Origin of the sequence: Albidovulum marisflavi, from assembly GCF_025751435.1 — a bacterium.
GTDB classification, from domain to species: domain Bacteria; phylum Pseudomonadota; class Alphaproteobacteria; order Rhodobacterales; family Rhodobacteraceae; genus Albidovulum; species Albidovulum marisflavi.
In genome coordinates this window covers 37,360-55,570 of record NZ_JAOWKY010000003.1, presented here as the reverse complement: position 1 = coordinate 55,570, position 18,211 = coordinate 37,360, and the positions used below count along the sequence as shown (strand labels likewise).

Annotated in this window: 16 protein-coding genes; 6 read left to right on the top strand and 10 right to left on the bottom strand. The window is 65.7% G+C overall.

Annotated elements, in window-relative coordinates; genetic code table 11:
- Genes OEW28_RS12120 through OEW28_RS12105 form a run of 4 tightly spaced genes read right to left on the bottom strand, consistent with a single transcriptional unit; the run spans position 1 to position 6,726 of the window.
- Complete coding sequence (locus OEW28_RS12120; RefSeq protein ID WP_263735033.1) at positions 1-2,082, bottom strand: hypothetical protein; 2,082 nt, start codon at positions 2,080-2,082, stop codon at positions 1-3.
- Complete coding sequence (locus OEW28_RS12115) at positions 2,079-4,832, bottom strand: DUF4159 domain-containing protein (protein ID WP_263735363.1); 2,754 nt, start codon at positions 4,830-4,832, stop codon at positions 2,079-2,081. The genes OEW28_RS12120 and OEW28_RS12115 overlap by 4 nt, the downstream gene beginning before the upstream one ends.
- Positions 4,829-5,722 carry a DUF58 domain-containing protein gene (locus tag OEW28_RS12110; protein WP_263735032.1) on the bottom strand — a complete coding sequence of 298 codons (894 nt, stop codon included), beginning with the start codon at positions 5,720-5,722 and terminating at the stop codon, positions 4,829-4,831. Before OEW28_RS12110 ends, OEW28_RS12115 begins: the two co-directional genes overlap by 4 nt.
- On the bottom strand, positions 5,719-6,726 hold the full coding sequence (locus OEW28_RS12105) for an AAA family ATPase (protein ID WP_263735031.1): 1,008 nt from the start codon (positions 6,724-6,726) through the stop codon (positions 5,719-5,721). Before OEW28_RS12105 ends, OEW28_RS12110 begins: the two co-directional genes overlap by 4 nt.
- Positions 6,727-6,786: 60 nt before the next feature.
- Here OEW28_RS12105 and OEW28_RS12100 point away from each other — a divergent pair, with 60 nt between their 5' ends.
- Together OEW28_RS12100 and OEW28_RS12095 are read left to right on the top strand one after the other, a co-directional pair.
- A complete protein-coding gene (locus OEW28_RS12100) occupies positions 6,787-7,386 on the top strand; it encodes a DUF1285 domain-containing protein (RefSeq protein ID WP_263735030.1) in 600 nt (199 codons plus the stop codon).
- A gap of 52 nt (positions 7,387-7,438) precedes the next feature.
- Positions 7,439-8,137, top strand: a complete 699-nt coding sequence (locus OEW28_RS12095) for a hydroxypyruvate isomerase family protein (RefSeq protein WP_318527546.1) — start codon at positions 7,439-7,441, stop codon at positions 8,135-8,137.
- Between the two features lie 6 nt (positions 8,138-8,143).
- Here OEW28_RS12095 and OEW28_RS12090 read toward each other — a convergent pair whose 3' ends face one another.
- Together OEW28_RS12090 and polA are read right to left on the bottom strand one after the other, a co-directional pair.
- Entirely contained in the window at positions 8,144-9,055 is a 912-nt protein-coding gene (locus tag OEW28_RS12090) for a cation diffusion facilitator family transporter (protein WP_263735028.1), read from the bottom strand.
- 41 nt (positions 9,056-9,096) lie between these two features.
- Entirely contained in the window at positions 9,097-11,934 is a 2,838-nt protein-coding gene (polA, locus tag OEW28_RS12085) for a DNA polymerase I (RefSeq protein ID WP_263735027.1), read from the bottom strand.
- Positions 11,935-12,116: 182 nt separating this feature from the next.
- Here polA and OEW28_RS12080 point away from each other — a divergent pair, with 182 nt between their 5' ends.
- Together OEW28_RS12080 and OEW28_RS12075 are read left to right on the top strand one after the other, a co-directional pair.
- Entirely contained in the window at positions 12,117-12,554 is a 438-nt protein-coding gene (locus OEW28_RS12080) for a hypothetical protein (protein ID WP_263735026.1), read from the top strand.
- A gap of 39 nt (positions 12,555-12,593) precedes the next feature.
- The gene (locus tag OEW28_RS12075; RefSeq protein WP_263735025.1) at positions 12,594-12,830 is read left to right on the top strand and encodes a hypothetical protein; all 237 of its coding nucleotides are present in this window, start codon (positions 12,594-12,596) and stop codon (positions 12,828-12,830) included.
- Between the two features lie 21 nt (positions 12,831-12,851).
- Here OEW28_RS12075 and OEW28_RS12070 read toward each other — a convergent pair whose 3' ends face one another.
- From OEW28_RS12070 to OEW28_RS12055, 4 genes are all read right to left on the bottom strand, one after another.
- Positions 12,852-13,199: a DMT family transporter gene (locus OEW28_RS12070; RefSeq protein ID WP_263735024.1), complete on the bottom strand. Its 348-nt coding sequence runs from the start codon at positions 13,197-13,199 to the stop codon at positions 12,852-12,854.
- Between the two features lie 45 nt (positions 13,200-13,244).
- Positions 13,245-13,430 (bottom strand): zinc-finger domain-containing protein, encoded by a 186-nt coding sequence (locus tag OEW28_RS12065; protein ID WP_263735023.1) that lies wholly within the window; start codon positions 13,428-13,430, stop codon positions 13,245-13,247.
- 89 nt (positions 13,431-13,519) lie between these two features.
- The gene (locus OEW28_RS12060) at positions 13,520-13,903 is read right to left on the bottom strand and encodes an HIT domain-containing protein (RefSeq protein WP_263735022.1); all 384 of its coding nucleotides are present in this window, start codon (positions 13,901-13,903) and stop codon (positions 13,520-13,522) included.
- Positions 13,904-13,911: 8 nt separating this feature from the next.
- Positions 13,912-15,489 (bottom strand): beta-1,6-N-acetylglucosaminyltransferase, encoded by a 1,578-nt coding sequence (locus tag OEW28_RS12055; protein ID WP_263735021.1) that lies wholly within the window; start codon positions 15,487-15,489, stop codon positions 13,912-13,914.
- 140 nt (positions 15,490-15,629) lie between these two features.
- Here OEW28_RS12055 and OEW28_RS12050 point away from each other — a divergent pair, with 140 nt between their 5' ends.
- Positions 15,630-16,448 (top strand): sulfotransferase family protein, encoded by an 819-nt coding sequence (locus OEW28_RS12050; protein ID WP_263735020.1) that lies wholly within the window; start codon positions 15,630-15,632, stop codon positions 16,446-16,448.
- Positions 16,449-16,594: 146 nt separating this feature from the next.
- The gene (locus OEW28_RS12045; RefSeq protein ID WP_263735019.1) at positions 16,595-18,211 is read left to right on the top strand and encodes an FMN-binding glutamate synthase family protein; all 1,617 of its coding nucleotides are present in this window, start codon (positions 16,595-16,597) and stop codon (positions 18,209-18,211) included.

Below are 18,211 nucleotides of genomic sequence, written 5' to 3'. Positions count from 1 at the left end.
CTAACGTCGCCCCTCGCGCAGCCAGGCCGCGATGCTGAGCCCGGCGGACAGGAGCAGCAGCAACCACGCCGGCAGAAACGGAAGGATGCGGATGTCCTGCGTCACGAAGGCTTCGCGCGGCGTGACACCGATCCATCCGCGCCCCGATGCCGGACGGCCAGCGCGCACCTGCCGCAGATCCGGCATTCCCTCCTCAAGCCTAAGGAAACCGCCATTGGTCGGATCCACCACGGGCGCAAGCTTGTCAGGCGTCGCGATCGTCTCCTCGAACTCCTTGGGGGAAGCGGGCCCAAGGACGACGACCTGCGTCATGTCCCCATCGCTCAGACGGTAAAGCCCCATGCCGGGCGCGGCCCATGTTGTGGTGAAACGCCCTGGCTCTGTTTCGTCCAGCGGCAAAACGGTTTCCGAGCCGCCCGGTCCCGTCACCGTCACCTCGCGCGCGCCTTCGGCGAGCGACCTGCGCGTGATGGTCAGGTCCAGGCCCTGCGCGTCGGCCAGAAGCGCCTCTTCCTCGAGCTCTGGCTCCTTCATCATCCAGTGCGCTAGCCGGCGCAGCAGTTCAAGCTGCGGTCCGCCGCCTTCGAATCCTCGATTCCACAACCAGGCCTGGTCCGAGGCGATCAGCGCGATGCGGCCCTCTCCGACCCGGTTCAGAACCAGCAGCGGCCGCGCGTCCGACCCCTGCATGACAACCTGGCCCTCGGGCGGGTCAAGATCGATGATGCGCAGCCAGCGCCCCCAGCCGGGGCTCCCGTCCGCAGCCTTCGGGCCGGGCGCGAAGTCCTCAAGCCTTTCGGTCACGGGATGACGATGGCCAAGCTCGGTCAGGCCGGGCTTGTATCCGCCTTCGATCACGCGGCCGGTCGGCGCGGCGGGCAATATCTCGGCAAGCGACGAATAGTAGATGCTCTCGGCCGAGGCGAAATCCGGCCCCGCAGCCACCAGGACCGCGCCGCCGCCCAGGACATAGTCACGGATGTTGTCGAAGTAGGACGCGGGCAGGATGCCACGAAGCTTGTAGCGATCGAAGATGATCAGGTCGAATTCGCTGATCTTCTCGACGAACAGCTCTCGCGTTGGGAAGGCGATCAGCGACAGCTCGCTGACCGGCACGCCGTCCTGCTTGTCGGGCGGGCGAAGGATCGTGAAGTGGACAAGATCGACGGCGCTGTCAGATTTCAAAAGGTTGCGCCAGGTTCGTTCGCCCGCGTGCGGTTCGCCGGACACCAGCAGCACCCGCAGCCGGTCGCGCACCCCGTTGATCTCGACCACCGCCATGTTGTTGCGGTCCGTCAGTTCCCCCTCGGCGGTGGCGACGGAAAACTGGATCAGGTTGCGCCCGCCGTGGTCCAAGGTAAGAGGCAGCTCGATATCCGTGTTGACGGGAACAAGCACCGTTTGCGGCTCTCCTCCGTCGACGGCGACCGTCAGCCGGACGATTCCACCTGCCTCGGCCTGGGGCACGCTGCCCTGATCCTCGATCCTCAGCCGTATCGAGAACTCTTCGCCGATGATGCCGAAGGCCGGCGCGGAAAGGACGCCGATGCGCCGGTCCCAATCGGTCTGGCGGCCCGTCAGCAGGACATTCAGCGGAGCGGGCAAGGCCGGGGCCAGGTCGATGTCATGGACCTGGCCGTCGCTGATCAGGATCGCGCCCGCGACACGCCCGCGCGGCTCTTCGGCAAGGGCCTGTGACAGCGCCGTCATCGCTCGGGTGCCGGAATCTCCGTCACCGTCACCTGGTTCGACGACGCGCAGCTCGGTATTTGGCAGCGCGGCCACCTCGGCCGTCACGCGGGCGACGGCTGCATCGGTTTGCGCGGCCCGTCCCGGCAGGGACTGGCTCGCGCTGCGGTCGACAACCAGGATGACGATGTCGGACAGCGGCTTGCGGTCTTCACGCTGCAGCGCGGGCTGGGTCAGCGCCAATACCAGCGCCGCGGCGGCAAGCGCGCGCAGCCACCAGCCCGACAGGCCGCGCCACAGCGCAAGCCCGGCGAAGGCCAGGCCCAATCCCACGGCGACCCAGATCGCGGGCCAGGGCAAAAGCGGGTCGAAGATGATCGTCGATCCGTTCATTGCCCCAGCCTTTCCAGCAGCGCGGGCACATGAACCTGATCAGACTTGTAGTTTCCGGTCAGCACATGCATCACGACGTTCACGCCGAAACGATAGGCGATCTCGCGCTGACGTTCACCGCTCAGCCCGCGCCCTACCGGCAACATCGGCCAGCCGCCATCGTCCACCGCCCAGGCCGACGCCCAGTCGTTGCCGCCGATGATCACGGGCGTCACGCCGTCGTTGAGGTTGCGGAAGGGCATGCCCTCGGCCAGCTCGGCGTCGGGGGGCGCGGCCTCTACCCAGACCGGCGGGCCGGCATGGCGGCCGGGAAAGTCCTGCAACAGGTAGAAGGCCCGGGTCAGCACATGGTCCGAGGGGATCGGTTCGAGCGGCGGAATGTCCAGCGGGGCCGCCAGAGCCTGCAGCCTCCGCCCCTCGGGCGTCGCGGTCCCGAAGCCTGCGACATCGGCATCGCGGGTGTCGAACAGGATCATGCCGCCGGAGCGCAGATAGCGGTTCAGCCGCAGGTAGGCCGTGGGCGACGGCGTGGGCTCTGCGGCCGTGACGGGCCAGTAAAGCAAGGTAAAGACCGACAGCTCGTCGGTTTCCACATCGACCCCCATGGGCGCGCTCGGTTCGACCGCCGTGCGGTAGAAGAGGACATCGGACAACCCCCTCAATCCCGCCTCGGACACCCGATCGACCTCGGCATCGCCGGTTCGCACATATGCCAGAACGACGTTGCCGGCGGCATCGACCAGCTGTTCGTCGGACATTTCCGCCCGCGACGGGTGCGCATGAAGAAGCAGTCCGGCGACAAGGATGGCCGCGGCCCCCGCCCGGCCGCCGATCAGACGGCCGGACAGCGCAAGCGCGGCCAGGACGTCCGCGAAAAGCAGGCCAAGCCCAGCCGCCAGAAGCCAGCCCGACAGCGGCAGTTCACGCGCGTCCGAGAGCCCTTCGACGGTCACGTCCTCGGGCCAGGTGGCAGGGGCCAGAGCCCGGTCGGGACCCACCGCATTGACGGCAACCGTGCGGTCACCCGAGGCATAGAGACCGGGCAGGATGCGCGCGCTTGAACGGGCGCCCGCGAGGTCTTCTCCGGGAATTCCGGGACGGTCGCCCGCATCCTCAAGCGCGCCGAAGGCGTCCAGGACGCGTTCCACCGACCAGACCGTGCCCTTCATGTCCTCGGCACCCGGCGCGGACTGGCGGGTCGAGACTGCCAGACGCTCAAGCATCTGAACGAAGAGCCCGGACAGCGGCAGGCCAGACCACTCGGCGTTCGCCGTGACGTGGAACATCACGACCGAGCCCTGGCCCAGGGCCTTGCGGGTGACAAGCGGGGTGCCGTCGGCAAGCGCGGCGATCGTGCGGGCCGCCAGTTCGGGGCCAGGTTCGGCGATGACCTGGGACGACACGCGCACTTCGTCCGGGATATCCAGCCCGGCGAAGGGCGAGCCTTGGGGGAACGGGGCAAGGGTCTTGGGCTCGCCCCAGCTCAGTGCGCCGCCAACGCTGCGCCCGCCGCTGCGCAGCTGTACCGGCAGAAGCGGCTCGTCACTGGCGGTCCAGTCGGCTGCGGCCATGTGTGGCCCGGCGAAGCGCACCAGAAGCCCGCCCTTCTCGATCCATTCGGCCAATCGCTCAGAGGCCGCGACCTTGGCGACATCGGCCAGGATGATCACGTCGGGATCCGCGCGGATCATGTCCTCGACCGTCCCCTCGATCACGTCGGCGGTCGGCGCGAGCGCCTGGCGAAGGTAGTGACCGGGCGACAGAAGCTCCAGCCCCTCGCGCCCCGCGCCGCCCTCGACCAGGGCCACTTCGCGCCGGCGGATGGCATCATCGGTCAGGGCGACCGCACCCGCGGTCCGCTGCCCCAGGATCTCGAAACGGGCGATCCGATTGCGCAGCTCTGCGGGCAGGTCGAATACCGCCTTGGCCGCGGCCTCGCCCGTTCCGAAGGCCACCTCGAGCCGGGCCAGTTCCCGTTCCACCCCCGCCGGGTCAAGGCCAAGGCCCACGACCTCGACCGTCGCCTCACCGCCGGAATGCGCGCGCAGAACGCCCAGCGTCACCTTGCCGTCACCGTAGGCGGTAGGCTGCAGTGCAAAGACCTCGCGCGGGCTTTCAAAGACGGTCACGTTGCCCCGGCCCCGCAGCGCTTGCAGCAACGTTTCCCGACCGTCGCGCGCCAGCCCGTCAGAAAGCCAGAAGGTGTCGAACGCGCCCTCTGGCAGCGCTTGCGCAAGCGCAGAGTAGGCCGCGGCGTCCGGTTCCCAGGGGGCCGGGACGAAACCGGGCAAGCCCGACGCGACATCGCGCGCCGACCGGAAACCGAGATCGCGCGCATCTTGGGTGACGGCGGTCAGCGCGGCCGCGCGGCCATTGCGCCCGGCCTCTTGCAGAACCGCCGTGATCCGCTCCTTGCGCCGCGGCCAGTCGCGGGCATCCGCCCAGCTGCCGTCGGCGACGATCAGGAGCGGCCCGCTGCCGGGCTCCCGCACCTCGGGGTTCAGCACCGGCCCCGCGAAACCAAGGATCAGCGCCGCGATCGCCAGCATCCGTATCAGCAGCAGCCACCAGGGGGTACAGTCTGTTTCGTGGTCCTCGTCCCTGAGCCCCAGAAGAAGAGCGACGCCGGGGAATCGCCGGCGGATCGGAGCCGGCGGGACCACGCGCAGCAGTATCCAAAGCACCGGCAGCGCCAAAAGCCCGACCAGAAGCCAGGGTGCGGTGAATCCAATGGGTCCAAGCATCATCATCGCCGAACCCGTTCCAACGCGTGATACAGCCACAGCAGCGGCACCTGCGCCGGCTGGTCGGTGTGATGGGTGGAAAACTGCCAATCCACGCGCCGCGCCAGCGTGGCAAGCCGGTCCTTGCGTTCCGCCAGGCGGGCGCGGTAGCGGTCGCGCAGATCGGCAGCCCTGCGCGTTTCATGCCGGATCGCACCGGTCATGCTTTCGAAGATCGTGCGGCCATTGAAGGGAAACGCCTCTTCGACGGGGTCAAGCACCTGGAGGATCGCACCACGCACCCCGCGATCGGCCGCCAGGGTCAGCGCCCGTTCGATCGCATCGGGATCGCCCAGGAAATCCGACATGAACACCGCACGCGACCCGGTCAGCATCGCCCGCGCGACAGGCGCGCCGTAGTCGGCATCGCCTGCCGGGGCCGTGAAGGTCTGCGCAAGGCGCACCAGTTGCACTTCGCCCGAACGCGGCGGCGCGACGGGATCCGCCAGGCCGACGCGTTCGCCCGCCCGGATCAGCAGGACCGATACGGCCAGCGCCAGCAGCCGCGCACGGTCGGCCTTGGTTGTGCGATCGCGGTGACCCGAGAACTCCATCGAACGCGCGTCATCCACCCAGAGATGGACCGACTGCGCGGCATGCCATTCCTTTTCGCGCACGAAATGCTGATCGGCCCGGCCCGAGCGGCGCCAGTCGATGGTTCGCGCTTCGTCCCCGGCGTGCGCCGGGCGGAACTGCCAGAACTCGTCCCCAAGCCCCGCGCGGCGTCGGCCGTGTTCCCCCATCTGCACCGTCATCGCCAGGTGTCGCGCATCCGCCAGCAGCGGCGGCAGGGCCGAGGCCAGAGCCTCTGCCTTCCGCCGAAGGCCCGCGGGACGCGCTGGCGCGGGCTGGATCATGCCGCCGCCTCGATCCGGCTGACGTCGCGCGCCACCGCATCGATCAGATCGGCCAGGCTTTCGCCGCGTGCCCGCGCCGCGAAGGACAGCGCCATGCGGTGGTTCAGCACGGGCCGCGCCAGCGCCAGGACATCTTCGGCAGACGGCGCGAGACGGCCATCAAGCAGCGCGCGCGCCCTGACACCCAGCATGAGGGCTTGCGCGGCGCGCGGCCCCGGGCCCCAGGCCACCGAACCCGACACGGCCTCGCCCGCCTCGGGCTCTCCGGGGCGGCAGGCGCGAACCAGGTCCAGGATCAGATCCACCACCTTTTCCCCAACCGGCATCCGGCGCACGGTCCGCTGCGCGGCTACCAGATCGTCGGCAGAGAACACCTGCTCGGACTCGGCCATCTCGATCCCCGTCGTGGCGATCAGGATATCGCGCTCGGTGACGCGGTCGGGATATTCGACGTCGATTTGCAAGAGGAACCGGTCCAGCTGCGCCTCGGGCAGCGGATAGGTGCCCTCCTGCTCGATCGGGTTCTGGGTGGCCAGGACATGAAAGGGCTGCCCGAGCGGGCGGTGCTGGCCGGCAATCGTGACCTCCCGTTCCTGCATCGCCTGCAAAAGCGCCGACTGCGTTCGGGGGCTGGCGCGGTTGATCTCGTCGGCCATGAGCAACTGGCAGAACACCGGCCCCTCGATGAAGCGGAACGCCCGCGTGCCGTCCGCAGCGGTCTCAAGCACCTCTGAACCCAGGATGTCGGCGGGCATCAGGTCCGGGGTGAACTGGATGCGCGAGGACTTCAGCCCCATGACGGTGGACAGCGTATCGACCAGCATCGTCTTGCCCAGCCCCGGCAGGCCGACCAGCAGACCATGGCCGCCGCAAAGAAGCGCGGTCAGGGTCAGGTCGACGACCCGGTCCTGACCGATGAATCTGCGGTTGATCGAGGCCTTCGCCTGCCCCAGCCGACGGCCCAGGTCCTCGATTTCGGCGATCAAATCGGCGCCAGCGGTCATGACAATCGCTCCTTCGTCGTGGTAGTCCCACCATAAACGCAGATATCGGAAGCGGCACCAATGACAAAAACGCCAGCCGAACAACAGATCGTGAAGCCCTCGGCGGACAACCTTGCCGCAGCCGCCAAGGCGGCCGGGAAAAAGGGGCCGCCGCCGGTGCATCTTTGGAACCCGCCCTTCTGCGGCGATCTGGACATGGAAATCCGCCGCGACGGGACTTGGTTCTATCTTGGGACGCCGATCGGACGGCACGGGCTGGTCAAGCTCTTTTCCTCGATCATCCGCAAGGACGGGGATGACTACTTCCTTGTCACCCCGGTCGAGAAGGTTGGCATCAGGGTGGTCGACGCGCCCTTCGTCGCGGTGGACGCAAACGCCAGCGGCAAAGGCCGGGACCAGGCGATCACCTTCATCACCAACGTCGAGGACGAGGTGACGGCAGGCCCCGGCCATCCGATCCGTGTCGCGCGCGATCCCGAAACCGGGGAGCCTTCGCCCTATGTCCTTGTCCGCACCAATCTCGAGGCTCTGATCGACCGCAAGACCTTCTACCGGCTGATCGAGCTTGGCGCGCACGAAGACCACGACGGCGAAAGCTGGTTCGGCCTGTGGTCCGGCGGCCGGTTCTTCCCGGTGATCCCATCGGTCGAGCTTGCCTGACGTGCCGAAGTTCGCCGCAAACCTCACCTGGCTGTTCCGCGAATTACCTTTCATGGACCGGTTCGCCGCCGCGAAAGAGGCCGGCTTCGAGGGGGTCGAGGTCCTTTTCCCCTACGACTGTCCGACACAGGACATGCGCGACCAGTTGGTCGTCTGCAATCTGACCTTCGTCCTGATGAACTGTCCCCCGCCGAACGCGACCGGCGGCCGACAGGGTTTTGCTGCCGTTCCCGGGCTCTCGGATCGATTTCGTCACGACTTCGAACGAACCCTGCGCTTCGCGCAGGTCCTGAAGCCCCTGCATATCCACATCATGGCCGGCCCCGCGGAAGGGCCTGAGGCCGAGGCGGTGTTCATCGACAACCTTCGCTGGGCGGCCGCCCGCGCCCCGCAGCAGAGCCTGACGATCGAGCCGATCAATCGGTTCGACATGCCGGGATACTTCCTGGCCGATTACGACACCGCGGCGCGGGTGCTGGACGCGGTCGCAGCCCCTAACCTTGCGCTTCAGTTCGACGCCTACCACGCGCACCGCATCACCGGCGACGTGATGGGCTCCTGGACGGCACACGGCCACCGCGCCCGCCATGTCCAGGTCGCGGGTTTTCCCGGCCGCCATGAACCGCGAGGCGGGGACATCGACTATCCGGCGTTCTTTTCCCGACTGGACTCGGACGGCTACACGGGCTGGGTCAGCGGCGAATACGCGCCCGAAACCGAGACCGGCGAAGGGCTGGCATGGATCCGCTAGGCGCGCCTAGCACGATCCGCCCGCGCAGGTGTCCCCGCTCCGCTCGACCTCGAACGTGGTGTGCTTGAGCCCGAAGTCGTCTTCCAGCATCGCCTTGACCCGCCTGAGCACGACCGGGGGCTCCTGCCCTTCGGCCAGGACAAGATGCGCCTCGAGTGAGTTGCGCTCTTCGTCGATCTGCCACAGGTGCAGATGGTGCATCCCCGCGACGCCTTCGATCCCGACGATGCGTTTGCGGATCTCCTGCGGGTCCAGGTCCGAGGGCGCCCCCAGCATGAGGATTCGAATGGCGGGCCCGATCTCGGCAAGGCTTTGCCATAGAATCCAGACCGAAATCACAAGCGTAATCAGGGGATCGGCCAGCCGCCAGTCGTACCAGAGCACCAGGAACCCGCTGACGATCACTGCAACCGACGTGCCCGCATCCGACAGGTTGTGCAGGAAGGCAGCGCGGATGTTCATGCTGTCGCGCGATGGTCCATAGGTCAGCGCCGCGGTCGCAAGGTCCACGACCAGCGCGACGCCAGCAAGGAGCATGACGATCATCCCCTGAACGGGCGGCGGATCGATCAGGCGCTCGACCGCGCTGTATCCCAGCCAGAGGCAGATCACGATCAGGACCGTGTAGTTCACAAGCGCCGCGATGACCTCTGCGCGGCCATAGCCGAAGGACATGTCCGGATTGGCGGGAAGGCGCGCGATCCGCCGCGCCGCGAAGGCGATGATCAGAGCCAGCGCGTCCGAGAAATTGTGAATCGCGTCGGCGATAAGCGCGACCGAACCCGCGACGATCCCGCCCACGATCTGCGCGACCGTCAGGAACAGGTTGACGGCGACGGCGGCTGCGACCTGCCAGTCGCCCTTGCCGTCGTCACCCTGCCGGTGGTGGCGATGCCCGTGAGCGTGATCGTGCGGCAACCGGCCCCCCTATCCTTGTCTCGGCGCCCTTGGCAGGTCGGTCAATGCGCCTCTGCCCAGTTCGCACCCTGCCCCGCATCGGCGACCAGCGGCACATCCAGGTGCACCGCGGGGTGTGCAGCCCCCTCCATCGCCGCTCGCGCGGCGGAGATCAGGTCGTCAACGGCGGCCTCTTCGACCTCGAACAGAAGTTCGTCATGGACCTGCAGCAACATCGTCGCGGGCAGCCCTCGGATCGCCTGCGGCATCCGGATCATCGCGCGCCGGATGATGTCGGCGGCGGCGCCCTGGATCGGCGCGTTGATCGCCGCACGGCGCGCGAAGCCTGCGGTCGGCCCCTTTGAATTGATCTCGGGCGTATGGATCTTGCGACCAAACAGGGTCTGGACGAAGCCGTTTTCCTTAGCGAAGGCGACCGTTCGATCCATGTATTCCCGGATCCCGGGGAAACGTTCGAAGTAGGTGTCGATGAACGCCTGCGCCTCGGCCCGGGGGATGCGCAGGTTCCGCGCAAGGCCGAAGCCCGAGATGCCGTAGATGACGCCGAAGTTGATCGCCTTGGCGCGGCGGCGCACTTCAGGGGTCATCTGGTCGAGCGGCACGCCGAACATCTCGCTCGCCGTCATCGCGTGAATGTCGATTCCGTCGCGGAAAGCCTGCTTCAGTGCCGGAATGTCCGCGACATGGGCAAGGATGCGCAGTTCGATCTGGCTGTAGTCCAGGCTGACAAGGCGCATCCCCGGCCCCGCCACGAAGGCTTCGCGGATGCGGCGCCCCTCCTCGGTGCGGATCGGGATGTTCTGGAGGTTCGGGTCGGTCGAGGCGAGCCGCCCGGTGTTCGCCCCGGCGATGGAATAGCTGGTGTGAACCCGTCCGGTTTCCGGGTTGATGTGGTTCTGCAGCGCATCCGTATAGGTCGATTTCAGCTTGGACAGCTGACGCCAGTCCAGGACGCGTGCCGCCAGGTCGGCCGGACGCCCCAGATCGGTATTGGCCGCGATGTCCTCAAGCACGTCCGCGCCGGTGGCATAGGCGCCGGTCTTGCCCTTTTCGCCCCCCGGAACGCCCATTGCGTCGAACAGGATCTCTCCCAGTTGCTTGGGCGAGCCCACGTTGAAAGGTTGGCCTGCAAGCTCATGGATCTCGGCCTCCAGCCCCGCCATCTTCTGGGCAAAGGCGTTCGACATGCGCGACAGGACGTTCGGATCCACGCGGATGCCCGCCAGTTCCATGTCGGCCAGCACCGGCACCAGCGGGCGTTCGAGCGTTTCGTAGACCGTCGTCACCGCCGCCCGGTGCAGGTTGGGCTTGAACGCCTGCCACAGCCTGACCGTCACGTCGGCGTCTTCGGCGGCGTATTTCACCGCCTCGTCGACCGGCACCCGGTCAAACGTGATCGCGGACTTGCCGGACCCAAGGAGCGACTTGATCTCGATCGGCTTGTGCCCAAGGTAACGCTCTGACAGCCCGTCCATGCCGTGGTTGTGCTGGCCTGCGTGCATCGCGTAGCTCATCAGCATCGTGTCGTCGAAGGGCGCTATGCGGATGCCGAGGCGGGCGAAGATCTTCCAGTCGTATTTCATGTTCTGGCCGATCTTGAGGATGGAACCGTCCTCAAGCAACGGCTTCAGCGCGGCCAGCACTGCGTCGGCGGGCAGCTGCCCTTCGCTCGGGGCGTCGCCCGCGAAAAGGTCGCCGCCACCCTGACGGTGCCCCAGCGGGATGTAGCAGGCCTGCCCCGCCACCACCGACAGCGATATCCCGACCAGTTCCGCCCGCATTTCATCAAGGCTGGTCGTTTCAGTGTCGATGGCCACCCGTCCCGCCTCGCGGATCGCCGCGATCCAGCGGTCAAGCGCGCCACGGTCGCGGACATGTTCGTAGTCGGCATGGACAAAGGGAACGGTTTCGGGCTGAGGCGGGGCGTCGGCCGCCGCCATCTGGTCGACGTGCCCGGGCGTCAGACTGTTTTCCGCCATGGCCGGCGGCTCGACCTTGAGCGCGTCGGCAACGCGCCGCGTCAGCGTGCGGAACTCCATCTGCGACAGGAAATCCATCAGCGGTCCGGCTTCGGGGTCGCGCACCTCGAGTTCGTCAAGCGTTTCCTTCACCGGGGCGTGCGCATCAAGCGTGACCAGACGCTTCGACACGCGGATCAGGTCGGCATTCTCGATCAGCGCCTGACGGCGTTTGGGCTGCTTGATCTCTTCCGCCCTTGAAAGCAGCGTTTCCAGATCCCCGTATTCATTGATCAGAAGCGCCGCCGTCTTGACCCCGATGCCCGGCGCGCCCGGCACGTTGTCCACGCTGTCGCCCGCCAGCGACTGAACGTCCACGACCCGCTCTGGCGGGACGCCGAATTTCTCGATCACCTCGTCGCGGTCGATGGTGCGGTTCTTCATCGCGTCGAACATGACGACGCCGTTGCCGACCAGCTGCATCAGGTCCTTGTCGGACGAGATGATGGTGACGTCGCCGCCCGCCTCGGTCGCCTGCCGCGCCAGGGTCGCTATGATGTCATCGGCCTCGTACCCTTCCATCTCGAGGCAGGCGACGTTGAACGCCCGCGTCGCATCGCGGGTAAGCGGGAACTGCGGGCGCAGGTCCTCGGGCAGTTCCGGGCGGTTGGCCTTGTACTTGTCGTAGATGTCGTCGCGGAAGGTCTTCGAGGAATAGTCGAAGACGACCGCGATATGGGTCGGACCGGTCTTGCCCTTGTTCTGCGTCAGCTGCCCCCAGAGCATGTTGCAGAAGCCGGCAACCGCGCCGATGGGCAGACCGTCGGACTTGCGCGTCAGCGGCGGCAGCGCATGGTAGGCGCGGAAGATGAAGGCCGACCCGTCAATCAGGTGCAGATGGCAACCCTTGCCAAAGCTCATGTCGCGTCCCTCCACCCTGCACATCGGTCGTCGGAGTAATGTCACGTTCCGGCGGGCGGTTCCACCCTGTGCGCGTCCAGGCGCCTTCAGGGACCGCAGGCGACCGGCGCGGACCGATTGTTTACAGGCCGGGCCTTTCACCCTACTGATCGGCGCACAGGAACATGTTTCGGGGGACCCCCATGAAACGTCTCGGCCCGCTCATAACCGCGTTCGCGCTGCTTGCAACCAGCTCGGCTCACGCGGGTCCTGTCGCAGAGTTCGAGGCGTCCTTTCGCGAGATGTACGGCATCTACCGCATCGCTCTGTTCCAGACGAATGCCGGGGAGCATGCCGAATCCTTCACCGCCGTCACCGACCTGTCCGACCAGCTTGCGGCGCTGGCCGAAATCTGGGGCGAAGATCCGCCACCGCAATATCAGGACGATCATCTGTGGGGCGCGACCATCGACACGGCGCGCGCCCTTGTCGGCACCGCCAACGATCAGGTGGCGGCGCACGAGTTGTCCGAGGCGCACGAAACGCTGGAAAGCCTTCGTGACCTGTTCGGCGAGCTACATGCCCGAAACGGGATCGAGACCTTCTCGGACCGCATGAATGCCTACCATGCGGCGATGTAGCATTTTCTGTCCGCGGACCCGTCCGACACGGAGGCCGACATGATGGGAATGATCCGCGAACAGGCGGCGGTGCTGGCCTACCTGGCTCGGGACGTGCTGGCGACTCCCCCTGTCGGGGCATCGGGAAATCCTGAATACGCGACCCTGTCGGCCGACTTCGAAACCTCGGTCCGGAACCTTCTGGACGCCGCGCGTTCGGGCGACGAAACGCGGCTGCGCGCTGCGGCGGAAAAGCTGAAACCCGCCTATGCCAGGCTGTTCCTGAAATTCGGCTAGAAACGGCAACTGCCGCGCGGATCAGTGGCCGACGGTCTTCGAGAAGACATTGATCACGAGCACGCCGGCGATGATCAGTCCAAGCCCGACGATGGCGGCGCCGTCAAGCGCCTGCTTCGCCCAGAAATAGGCGACAATCGCGATCAGCACGATGCCAAGTCCGGACCAGATCGCATAGACCACGCCCGTTGGCATGACGCGCAGCGGAAAGGACAGGCACCAGAAGGCGATGGCATAGCCCGCGACCGTCACGACGCTGGGCCAAAGGCGGGTGAAGCTGTCAGACCTGGCAAGAGCGGTCGTCGCGATGACCTCGGCGACAATCGCGGCAATCAGAAACGCGTAGGCTCGGAACACGGTCGCATCCATCCGGTCGGGGCGGCCGGACGGGCGGTGCCCAGCCGCGACTCAGCCCTAGTGTTCGTCGTGCACGTTGTCGGCGCCGAGGACGAACTTCTTGTCGCAGTATCCGCATTCGACGAAGCCCGCGTCTTGCGGGATGGTCAGCCAGACCCGCGGGTGGCCCAAGGCGCCTTCGCCACCGTCGCAGGCGACTTTGCGGGTGCTCACAACCTCGGTTTCGGGGGCGGGAAAGGACATGGTCAGAGCTCCGTCAGGCGTTTAATTCCGGCGCGGCATGATAGCGATCCTGCGAGCGGCGGCAAGCCGCCCCTGTCGTGCGGCCGATCTCAGTCGTGGCGCTGCAGCATGCGCCCCAGAACGCGGCCGCCAAGGATGTGCATGTGGTAGTGCGGCACTTCCTGCACTCCGGCTTCACCCGCGTTCGAGATAGTGCGATAGCCGCCACCGGCCTCTCCAGGCGCCGCGCCCACGATCCGGCAGACCTCGCCGGCGGTGCGGGTGAAATCGGCGATCTCTTCCGCGCTCGCCTCTGCGGCGAAATGGTCGAAATTCACATAGGGTCCCTTGGGAATCACGAGCACGTGGATCGGCGCCTGCGGCCCGATATCGTGAAAGGCAAGCGTATGCTCGGTTTCCAGCACGGTCTTGTTCGGGATCTCGCCGCGCAGGATGCGGGCGAAGACGTTCTGGGGGTCGTAGCTATAGGCCATATCGCTCCTCAATCGTCGAATAGATGCTGCGCCGATGCGATCTTGCGCGCACTTTCCTCGGGGATGGAAAGAAATCGTGCAAGCGTCGACGCGTTTTCCTGCAATCCGTCGCCGGGGTCCAGACGCAGATACTCGGCCCCTTTGGTTTCGGCCAGCCGCTCGCTCTCAAGCGAGAACTGCCGGCGGATCGCGGGGACCAGTGCCGCCATGGCGCTGGCCGGGGTCCTGTCGCCCGCGAGTCCGACGCGCCTGGCGTGCCCTTCCAGATAAGTGTCGGAAAAATCCACGCCGATCTCAAGGATGCGAAGCCGCGCACCATCCGTGGCGCAGTCCTGGACCAAAGTCAGGTTCGAAGGATCCAGACAGATCGCCAGACGATTGGTCCGGTAGTGGTCGAAGACAAGCCGCAGGACCGCGCGGCGGTGGCGTGAACGCTTGGCGAGGCTGCTTTCGATGCCCCCGAGGTCGGGCATTGCCGCCCCCGCCTCGTCGAAGACGTAATCCAGTGTCGGCAGGTCCGTCGCGCCACGGATTGCCGCGGCCAGTCGTTTGGCGACGTGCCATTTCTTGCACGAGACGATCAGCAGTTCGCGCCCCTTGCCGATGCGGCCCCCAACTTCCCAGGCCCGCGGGGCAAAGCGGCGGCCCTCGCGCCCCAGTCCGGTCATCAGCGCGACCGTCCGGCGCCCGCCTCCGCAGACCTCATCCGCACGGTCGCTTCCCTGGTAATGCCGCGCCAGGCGGCGCCGGAGTCCAAGCGCCTCGGCGCTGATCTTGCGCGCGAAAAGGCTGTCCTGTGCCAGCAGGAATTCGTAGTGATCGTTGTGAAAGGTCGTCGGCATTCCATAGTCGGTAAACGTCAGGAACGTCAGCGTACGCGACCGGATCTCGTTTCCGGGTACCAGATGGCGCACGAGCGTCTGAAAGAATGTTTCGTCCGGTATCCATGTGGTGCGGAAGAAGCGCACGACGTCGGGACGGCTTTGGCAGAACGCCAAGACCTTGTCGATCGTATCCCGCCGCAGGCACCACCATTGGCTGCCGATCATCATGCGAAGGCCCTTTGGGATGGCCCGCGCCAGTCCCAGCCGCCGCTGAAGGTTCAGGCTTGCGTAGAACAGCGGCTTGTGCGTTCGCTCGTTGAACAGGTGCCGGTAGATCAGGCGATCTTCGCGGATGCCGGTCTTGATCCATCCGCTTTCGAAGAAGTCGAAGCTTTCAATGTAGTCCACGTCTTCCGCATCAAGAAGGGCATGTGCGTACTCGGCCGACTTGATCGCCATGCAATCGCCAGAGATCATGTAGTAGTAGGTCGCATCCGGAAATGCCGCGCGCGCGGCCTTCACCGCCTCGAGCGTCGCGGCGACAAGGCTCCATTCGCCCCAGCCGCACTTGATCCGCCTCGCGGCGAAAGTCACGCCAGCGACGCCATCCAGTCCCTGGCGGATCTTCTTGTAGGACTCGGCGCCCGAGCGGCCATCGAAATGGATGGCGACAACGTCCCCGGCCTCCGCAAGGCTCTTGGCCTGACGGATCACGCCCTCCGGATCCTTGTGACAAAGCAGAATGAAAGCGATCTTGGCCATGAACCGGGTAAGGTTGGAACAGTGTTTGCCCTTCGCTCAATAGCTTCATCAGCGATCGAATTGACAGAGGTTATTTCTGTTTCTTAAAGCGTTGTTCGGTATATGCCTCACAAAAGGGCAGAAGTGAAAGGAAGCGGTTCATGGGTTTCCCCGGCACGTGGATGACCGAAAGCGAAAGCATGGTCTATCGCGTCGTTCCCAAATGCGCCTGTTCGACGATCGGGCAGATCATGTTCTATTCGGATCACGGGCGCTTCTTCGACGGCGACATCCACGATTCGACCGCCGGGCTGCACAAGTGGGCGCAGGACGACAGCCAGGGACCGATCGAGGCAAACGTGCTGGCGCACAAGTCGTTCTCCTTCACCTGCGTCCGCAATCCTTACACGCGCATCCTGTCGTCGTTCTTCGACAAGATCTGCGGCATCCAGCGCAACGGCAAGCGCTATCGCGGCAAGCTTGTCCCGATGCTGATCCAGAAATATGGGATCGAGGTCGGAAAACCCGAAAGCGGGTTCGAGTTCGACCAGATCAAGAGCTTTCGCCGCTTCCTCCTGTTCGCGCGGGACACGATCCGCTGGCACCGCCCGATGGACCCTGACATCCATTGGTCGTCGATGTCGGGCCATGTCGCCACATTCATCGCGAACGGCGGGCGCTACGACCAGATCATCTGGACCGAGAAATTCAACGAGGGAATGCAGGTGGTACTGGACAACATCCAGACGCCCTGCCCCGTCAGCCTGTCCGACATCCCGCGCTTCAACGAAAGCGAAGGGCATGGGCCCAAGCGCGCGCATCCCGTCGAGGACTATTTCGACGACCTGTCGATGCACCTGGTCTACGAGATCTACAAACGCGACTTCGCGCTGTTCAAGTACGATTTCGAGAACCCTGCCAACAAGATGCCGACCGCAGATATCGACCTTGCCGAGGTGCACGCCAAGCTTTCCGGCTAGACAGGGAGCCCCGCGCCCGCGCCGAGGCCCGCGCCCGCCCATGGCGCGCGGCCCCAGGGTTCCGCATGCGGCAGCGCAAGCCTTTCTTGCTTGCCCGGCCATCCGGGTGCTAGCTGATCCCCATCATGTCTTGGGAGGACATCTGAATGGGGTTGGGATCGCTTGAACGGTTCTCGTTCTTCATTGGCAGCATCGCACTTACGCTCGTGGCGCTTGCGCTGGCTGCGGTCCATCCCTGGGCCTGGGTCGGCGCAGGGGTATTCGGGACGCTTGCTGCCATCGGCGTGCACGACGTCCTTCAGACCCGCCATGCGATCCTCAGGAACTATCCGATCCTTGGGCATATGCGGTTCATGTTCGAAGGCATCCGCCCCGAAATCCGTCAGTACCTGATCGAAAGCGACCACGACGAACTGCCGTTTTCGCGCGACGATCGCTCGATCGTCTATCAGCGGGCCAAGGGCGTCGAGGACAAGCGCCCCTTCGGTACCCGCGCCCGCGTTTACGAGGCGGGATACGAATGGCTCACGCATTCGATCCAGCCCAAACACATCGCGAATACCGATTTCCGCGTGACGATCGGCGGGCCCGATTGCACGCAACCCTATGACGCGTCGATCTACAACATTTCGGCCATGAGCTTCGGATCGCTTTCAGCGAACGCGATTCTCGCGCTCAGCAAGGGCGCGAAGGCTGGTGGTTTCGCGCATGACACGGGCGAGGGTGGGATCTCTCGCTATCACCGCGAAGGCGGCGGCGATCTGATCTGGGAAATCGCATCCGGTTACTTCGGCTGCCGAACCAGCGATGGGCGCTTCGACCCCGATCGTTTCGCTGAACAGGCCGCCGACCCCCAGGTCAAGATGATCGAGGTCAAGCTGAGCCAGGGCGCCAAGCCCGGCCACGGCGGCATGCTGCCCGCAGCAAAAATCACGCCGGAGATCGCCGAGGCGCGCGGCATTCCGATGGGGGTCGACTGCATATCTCCTCCCGGGCACAGCGCCTTCTCGACACCACTGGATTTCATGGAGTTCATCGCGAAGCTGCGCGATCTTTCCAGGGGCAAGCCCGTCGGCTTCAAGCTTTGCATCGGACACCGGCGCGAATTCATGTGCATGGTGAAGGCAATGCTGGAAACCGGCGTCACGCCGGATTTCATCGTGGTCGACGGGAAAGAGGGCGGAACCGGCGCCGCGCCGCTGGAATTCGCCAATCACATGGGGATGCCGCTGGTTGAAGGGTTGACGTTCACCCACAACACGCTGCGCGGCGCGGGGTTGCGCGACCGCATCCGGCTGGGCGCGTCCGGCAAGCTGATCACCGCCTTCGACATCGCCAAGGCCTTTGCCCTGGGCGCCGACTGGGCCAACTCTGCCCGCGGGTTCATGTTTTCGATCGGCTGCATCCAGGCCCAGGCCTGCCATACGAATCACTGTCCGGTGGGCGTGTCGACGCAGGATCCGCTGCGCGCCCGCGCGCTGGTGGTCACCGACAAGACCCAGCGGGTCGTCAATTTCCACAAGAACACGCTCAAGGCGCTTGGCGAGCTGACAGGTGCGGCGGGGCTGGAGCATCCATCGGGCTTCCTGCCCTATCACCTGATCATGCGCGAAACGGACCGCGACATGGTCACCGGCGATGAAGTCTATCCCTATCTGCCCGAGGGTTTCCTGTTGCGCGAAGAGCAGGACCGCTTTGGTTACCTGCTTCGCTGGAAGCGCGCCGATCCCTCAAGCTTTGCGCCGAAGGGGGCATACGTCTAG